8 protein-coding genes are annotated in these 6,884 nt (G+C 48.0%); all 8 read right to left on the bottom strand.

All coding sequences use genetic code 11. The features are described 5' to 3' along the window. The coding region (locus tag OEM52_12745) for an adenylate/guanylate cyclase domain-containing protein (GenBank protein ID MDK9701008.1) at positions 1-472 on the bottom strand (472 nt) is incomplete at its 3' end. 10 nt (positions 473-482) lie between these two features. Then, on the bottom strand, positions 483-1,418 hold the full coding sequence (locus OEM52_12740) for a nucleotide-binding protein (protein ID MDK9701007.1): 936 nt from the start codon (positions 1,416-1,418) through the stop codon (positions 483-485). Positions 1,419-1,530: 112 nt separating this feature from the next. Beyond that, positions 1,531-2,385, bottom strand: a complete 855-nt coding sequence (gene speB, locus OEM52_12735; protein MDK9701006.1) for an agmatinase — start codon at positions 2,383-2,385, stop codon at positions 1,531-1,533. Then, on the bottom strand, positions 2,382-3,224 hold the full coding sequence (speE, locus tag OEM52_12730) for a polyamine aminopropyltransferase (GenBank protein ID MDK9701005.1): 843 nt from the start codon (positions 3,222-3,224) through the stop codon (positions 2,382-2,384). The genes speB and speE overlap by 4 nt, the downstream gene beginning before the upstream one ends. A gap of 95 nt (positions 3,225-3,319) precedes the next feature. Beyond that, entirely contained in the window at positions 3,320-3,796 is a 477-nt protein-coding gene (locus tag OEM52_12725; GenBank protein MDK9701004.1) for an arginine decarboxylase, pyruvoyl-dependent, read from the bottom strand. Then, positions 3,796-4,191: an adenosylmethionine decarboxylase gene (gene speD, locus OEM52_12720; GenBank protein MDK9701003.1), complete on the bottom strand. Its 396-nt coding sequence runs from the start codon at positions 4,189-4,191 to the stop codon at positions 3,796-3,798. Before speD ends, OEM52_12725 begins: the two co-directional genes overlap by 1 nt. Before the next feature lie 189 nt (positions 4,192-4,380). Continuing rightward, complete coding sequence (locus OEM52_12715) at positions 4,381-4,932, bottom strand: helix-turn-helix domain-containing protein (protein ID MDK9701002.1); 552 nt, start codon at positions 4,930-4,932, stop codon at positions 4,381-4,383. Between the two features lie 161 nt (positions 4,933-5,093). Beyond that, the coding region (locus OEM52_12710) for a hypothetical protein (GenBank protein ID MDK9701001.1) at positions 5,094-6,884 on the bottom strand (1,791 nt) is incomplete at its 5' end.

Below are 6,884 nucleotides of genomic sequence, written 5' to 3'. Positions count from 1 at the left end.
ATCTTACTCCAGTTCTTGCGACAAAAAGCTTACTTGTATCAATTCCAATTGATTGTTTTAATTTATAAGTTGAATCTGGATATCTTTCTTTAATCTTATCATTTATTTTCATAACTATAAAATTTATTTGTAATGCAGCTTTTACTGCTGATGAATTTTTCCTATCGCCGATAAATACACCCATAACTCTATCACCGTCAAAAGCGGTAATTTCGCCATTATTATCTTTGATTATTTGGCTCGCTGACAATAAATAAGATTTATATATTTCAGCAGCAAACCAATGTTTATGTCCATCAACAAGCGCTGTTGAGTCATTCAAATCGGCATATAGAACAGTTCCATCTATCAATTTAGCGTGATTTGAAATCAAAGCAACAGACTCAGCTTCGGGTACACTCAGAGCATTTTCCTCATTCCATTGGTGACGAAATATATCGTCGACCTTTTCGATTATTTCGAGAGATGTCATAATCCGTTCCTCATTTTACATTGAGTTGTTTTATTATCCCAGCAATACATTCAACTGCTTTAGATATTTTATACTTGCCACCAACATATTGATATTCCAACCAATTAACACCTAATAAATCACTCGGTATTTTAACATCAGTACCACTATTTACTAAAAAAAAGACTCTTTGTCTTTTCAATGCGCCAATACATAAACCCAACTCAAATATTGCGTTATCTCTTGGTGATTGATTTTTTTTACCTCGTGATACTGTGATATCATCAGGAGTTAGTATTATCAATCCAAAATCTATGATCGTTATGATACTTTCTAAACTCTCAATAAATGTTGATGATGGTGAAAACACATTGTCTTTCCAGAGTTTTGTTATTATACCTTTATTTGTCATTGATTTTTGAACTCTTTCGGCAATTTTTAAACCTTCACTTGACGAACCGATAAAGAGCACAGGATTAGGGTTTGGCGTTGTAATAAATCTACTTCGTTCAGATAGCCTTCTAGATAATTCAATCGATACAGATTGCCATAATGAAGGATATACTTTACTAAGTTTTGTAAAAGAATTCTTGGTTATTTTAGCCAACAAAGATGTCTGAGTTGTTTTTATCGTTGCAGATCTGCGAGATGTACTATCTATCATCGCCATTTCTCCAAAATGGTCGCCAGATATTCTTTTGGCGATGACTCTTCCATTGATTATCACATTAACTTCGCCCTTTAACAAAACATACAAATCATTATCTTCATCAGACTGGTTTATAACACAAACACCAACATTGTTTTTGATAAATTCAGAATTTTTTATAAGGTCTTTTACTAACTCAAGTTTTCTATTTTCAAACACAACAAGTTTACATTGACAAAACAATTCAGTTAGGTCAGCATCACTCTTATTCCCCAAAAATCTATCTGTTGAGTTGTTTTGTTTCAAACTCTTGCTCATTTACTATATAATCCTGTACAAATATCATTCAGAATCTCATTTTGCATTATAACAAAGTAGTGAAAATGTTACATGTTGCGCAAGAGGATACTCTAAAAAAATAAACAAACTTCTAATCAATAGTCAGAAGGAGTTCGCGGAGGAGTTTCGCGGCAAGGACGGCGCTGCAACCACTTGTATCATAGTGGGGGGAGAGTTCCATCCAATCGACGGCGACAATGTTTTTCCCGGCAAATTGTTGGAACATTTTTATGGTGTCGGGATAAAAGACACCGCCCGGCTCCGGGGTGCCGGTTCCGGGGAATACCGCGGGATCGTGGACATCGAGATCCATCGAGAAGTAAATCGGCGCATCTCCAATTTTTTGGAGAACTTCCCTTAACGATTCAGGGGTGTAGGGGTGATGTAAGAAATTCTCACGAGCGAACGAATATTCCTCGCGGGTACCGCTGCGAATACCGAATTGATGAACATTTTTTGTACCGAGTACATCGCAACAACGGCGCATGACCGATGCATGAGAAAACGGTTCGGCAAGGTACTCTTCCCGCAAATCGCAATGGGCATCGAATACGATTACATGCAATCCGGGATATTTTTTCGCGACTGCTTTAACGCAGGGATACGTGAGCGAATGTTCGCCGCCAATAACCACCGGCATCACATTCTGAGCAAGGATATGTTCGACGCCAGCTCGCAATACATCGAAGGCGCGCTCCGGTCGTCCGAACGGCAATTCCAAATCGCCGAGATCGCAAATCTGTAATTCCTCTAAATCGCGATCCAATTCCGGCGAATAACTCTCAATCCCATAACTTGCCGCCCGTAATGCCGCCGGTCCATAACGAGTGCCGGGTCGAAAGCTGGTCGTCGAATCGTACGGAGCGCCAAGCAATGCGACTTGCGCTGTTTCGAGCGTCGCTTGTGCCGTCAAAAAGTTACTGCTGAGCCACGGTAACTCGCTCATTGCTCAAGCTCCCAATGCAAATGGGTGGGTAATGCGAACGCCGCCGCATGAATCGCCGTGTTGTAATATTTACAGCCTTTGGTAATCTCGTGTGCCCGTTCGAGATTTACCGCCAACGGATTCACCGTTTCGCTCGCATAGGCAAAACTCCATAATCCACTCGGATACGTCGGAATCGAGGCGAGGTACGTCGCGGTAATCGGGAACACTTCGCGCATCGCATTGCGTAACGCTTTCACTGCCTCGGCTTGATACAACGGGCTTTCCCCTTGTGCAACGACCACACCGCCCGGCCGCAGTATTCGCTTAACCTGCGAATAGAAGGCTGAGTTAAAGAGTCCGACACCGGGACCAACCGGATCACTCGAATCGATGATAACGACATCGTAGGTTTCATTCGGAGTTTGCCGTACCCAATCGATACCATCACCAACTGTGACGTGGACTTTCGGGTCCTTCATTCCGATAGCAGTCGTTGGAAAATACACAGTACACAATTCTACTACGGAACCGTCGATTTCGCACATGTCAACATGTTCAACTTCCGGATGTCGTGCGACTTCACGAGCTGTGCCGCCATCACCGCCACCGATGATGAGGACTTTCTTCGGACTGGGGTGAACGAGCAACGGAACATGGGAAATCATCTCATGATAGACGTATTCGTCGCGTTCGGTCAACTGAACCAGACCATCAAGCGCAAGCATTACACCATGCGATTTTGTCCGCATGAGTTCAATTCGTTGAAACTTCGATTGCTGATCGACAAAGCGCTCTTCAACTGCGAACCCGAGGAAGCATCCCCCTTCATAGGTCTCGCGAAATTCTTGCTCTGACATGGTTCTCATCTTCCGTAGTTCGATGGTTTGAAAAATGGGCGAACACGAAGTTCGCCCATACAAAAGACTATGGCGATATTACTCGCCTACACATTTTACTTCTTCCAGAGAATCACCGCCGCGATAATGCCACCGATGTGATCGACCTTGTGCTCGATAGCGATGGATTTAATCTCTTTAATAGTACGATTTCGGGTTTCCATCCCTTTGCGTGCCATCTCGCGGACGTGTTCTTCGATATCCTGTTTGGTACCGCGTCCTTCATACTCCATGATAAGACCGGGTAACGTCGGGTCTTCCGGAATCGCGACTGCAACTGCGCAGGCAATCCGCTCGCCCGGTTCGCTGCTGGTATATGCCGCATACGCCGCCGGCACTAACGCCCCGCCCGGTAATTTAAACGGCGTGACTTCCAGTGCATTGGGTGGCAGAATCGATGACATTTTTACAATATTGACATCGCCGATACCTGCCGCTAGTAAAGCGCCATCGAACGAATTCAATACCGTCCACCCTTCCGCTGCTCCAGCGGCAAGGAAGTATGCGTTGGGTTGTGGCAGTAATGTTTCCATTAATGCGCCATCGCTTCCGGTTTATGGGAAAACGAAGTACCGACATTGCTCAGAATGCCACGCTTCATTTCCGTAATCGAGTAATTCTCAGCTTGTAAAGCTTCCTTGAGATATTCAAAGCACGGATCGGGAAGAATGGTATCGCCACAGGTGAATAAATCGACCGCTGCGTATCCATACTCCGGCCAAGTGTGAATTGCTAAATGCGATTCAGCAATCACAACTACCCCCGAAACACCGTGGGGGCTGAAATGGTGAAAAGTTTTTTCCACGATCGTCGCGCCCGCAGACTCCGCCGCCTGCAGCATATGTGCTTCGATCATATCGACATCGTTGAGAATAGCCGAATCGCAATGATACATCTCAACTAAGAGTTGCTGTCCTAAAGCCCTCATTGGTTTCTCCTCCACTCGGCGGGTACAATCGCCGGGGTCTGATACCACTATAAAGTATCAACTTGTTCAAAATATCAAACCTGCACTCTCTTATTAATAGAGAGCCGGGTACGATATACTAAACAAAAAGAGCAATCAAAAAACCCAACCGTACCCCCCCATCGTTTGGGAACGATCCCAATACTGGGATCAGAAATTCGGTGGGCTCGTTATCCACAGAAGCCGGGCATTGGTATGTCCCGGATTTTCAAAGTAGTGCTTATGCTTCGCTGAGTAGAAGAACCACTCTCCCGCATTCAGCAAATAGGCGGCACCGCCGTGGTGTATCTTCAGCCGCCCCTCTAACAAATAGCCAAACTCGTCGCCACTGTACGGCTTTATCGCTTCAACCGCCTCGCCGGGCGCTAAAACCAGCATGGCTGGCTCCATCGACCGGTTTGCCGCGCCGGGCACCAGTAACTCAAAGAGGGTTACCCCTTCCCGCTCGACCTCGGTAACATCTTCCTGACCGTATACCACCCGTTCTTGCACTGGCGTTGCAAAAAACTCGGGTAATGAAACATCCAATGCAGACAAGATCGCTACCAGATTTTCAATCGAAAGATTGGTTAACCCGCGTTCGACCTGACTAATAAAGCCTTTCGATAGTTCAGCGCGCTCGGCAAGTTCTTCCTGCGTCAGCTCGGCAGCTTGCCGTAGATCCTTGATCCGTTCGCCAATGTCGACTTTTATCTCAGGCATGTCCGTCTTCTGTCATGTTACAGTACAGATAGCTGGCAAGGCACTTACCGGATGCTCATTGCATCAAGCAAGTGCCTTGTCCATTTCTCACGGCTTCAACCACTATATCAAACACCGTGTTTTACATACTGTACCTAATATACAATAGGGGTACCCCAATGTCAAGTCCGATTTTTCTTCGGTTTCCCTGAACTACGAGAGGGGGGACGATCATTCCGATAAGCGCTTTTGAATGCTGGTCGATCTGATCCTGGTCTTCCATAACCACCCGGTTTTTTCGGGTAGCCACCTTCACCTCGCGGTGGTCTGCTATCCCCATCGGGGCGTGCTTCCCGGGGAGGACGACGATCACCAAAGCTTGTTCTATCACCACGGGGTGGGCGGTCGTCACGATCACGATTAAACGGAGGACGACGATCACCGAAGCTCGGACGGTCACCACGCGGTGGGCGGTCGTCACGATCACGATTGAATGGAGGACGACGATCACCAAAGCTCGGACGGTCACCACGCGGTGGGCGGTCGTCACGATCACGATTAAACGGAGGACGACGATCACCGAAGCTCGGACGGTCACCACGCGGTGGGCGGTCATCACGATCACGATTGAACGGAGGGCGGCGATCACCAAAACTCGGACGGTCACCACGTGGTGGGCGGTCGTCACGATCACGATTAAACGGAGGACGACGATCACCGAAGCTCGGACGGTCACCACGCGGTGGGCGGTCGTCACGATCACGATTGAACGGGGGACGACGATCACCAAAGCTCGGACGGTCACCACGGGGCGGGCGGTCATCACGATCACGATTAAACGGAGGACGTCTATCACCAAAGCTCGGTCGGTCACCACGCGGCGGTCTATCATCTCGATCACGATTGAACGGAGGACGACGATCACCAAAGCTGGGTCGGTCACCACGCGGCGGTCTATCGTCACGATCACGATTGAACGGAGGACGACGATCACCAAAGCTGGGACGGTCACCCCGCGGAGGTCTATCGTCACGATCACGATTAAACGGAGGACGACGATCACCAAAGCTGGGTCGGTCGCCACGCGGCGGGCGGTCATCTCGATCACGATTGAACGGAGGACGACGATCACCGAAGCTCGGTCTTTCACCACGCGGCAGTCTATCATCCCGATCCCGATTGAACGGAGGACGACGATCACCGAAGCTCGGTCTTTCACCACGTGGGGGACGGTCGTCACGATCACGATTGAACGGAGGGCGTCGATCACCGAAGCTCGGGCGATCACCACGCGGTGGTCGATCATCGCGGTCACGATAACCCGATTCGTCGTCCCTGCGGTAAGGGCGACGTTGCGGTTTGGCTGGGATAGATTCGGCCGTCATCCCTTCCGGCAGCTTGCGCTTATGTTTTTCAGGTTTCCACATATGGGTTGCCAGTATCTCCTCGAGTTTCCGTTGATACTGGATGGGAACCCGATAATTTGCTTTGATTCTTCCGTCTTCTAATTGCTCTTGCGTAACGACTTCGCCATACTCATAGATGGCTGCCATCCCTGCGCCGGCTCCTTCTACTGTGAGAATAATCTCCGAACCGTTCCAAGTGCCTGCCCGCTTCGCGGCTATCTGCTCTTTCAGTTCCCATAACCGATGCCCGCGCAAAGCGCTGATGAAAATGGCATCCGGATGTGCGACTTTCATTTGCGTTAGAATCGATTGATCGGTCAGTGCATCGACTTTATTGAATACGAGTAACTGAGGAACCGAATCGGCTTTGATTTCAACTAAAACTTTGTGTACTTCTGCCATTTGCTCGTTGACAACGGGATGGGAAATGTCGGCAACATGCAGCAGTAAATCGGCATCGGCGGCTTCGTTTAAGGTACTGCGGAAACTCGCGACTAAACCGTGCGGCAGTTTTCGGATAAAACCAACAGTATCCGACAAAAGGGCGGGTTCTGCACTGTTTGGCAT

This window comes from bacterium, from assembly GCA_030247525.1.
In the GTDB taxonomy this organism is placed as follows: domain Bacteria; phylum Electryoneota; class JAOADG01; order JAOADG01; family JAOADG01; genus JAOTSC01.
Note: the sequence above shows the minus strand (reverse complement) of the source record. Positions and strands in the feature narration are given on the sequence as shown.

Coding starts and splice junctions, on each gene's coding strand:
- speB (MDK9701006.1), bottom strand. CDS start 2,385: ATGAGCGAGTTACCGTGGCTCAGCAGTAACTTTTTGACGGCACAAGCG.
- OEM52_12740 (MDK9701007.1), bottom strand. CDS start 1,418: ATGAGCAAGAGTTTGAAACAAAACAACTCAACAGATAGATTTTTGGGG.
- speE (MDK9701005.1), bottom strand. CDS start 3,224: ATGTCAGAGCAAGAATTTCGCGAGACCTATGAAGGGGGATGCTTCCTC.
- OEM52_12715 (MDK9701002.1), bottom strand. CDS start 4,932: ATGCCTGAGATAAAAGTCGACATTGGCGAACGGATCAAGGATCTACGG.
- speD (MDK9701003.1), bottom strand. CDS start 4,191: ATGAGGGCTTTAGGACAGCAACTCTTAGTTGAGATGTATCATTGCGAT.
- OEM52_12725 (MDK9701004.1), bottom strand. CDS start 3,796: ATGGAAACATTACTGCCACAACCCAACGCATACTTCCTTGCCGCTGGA.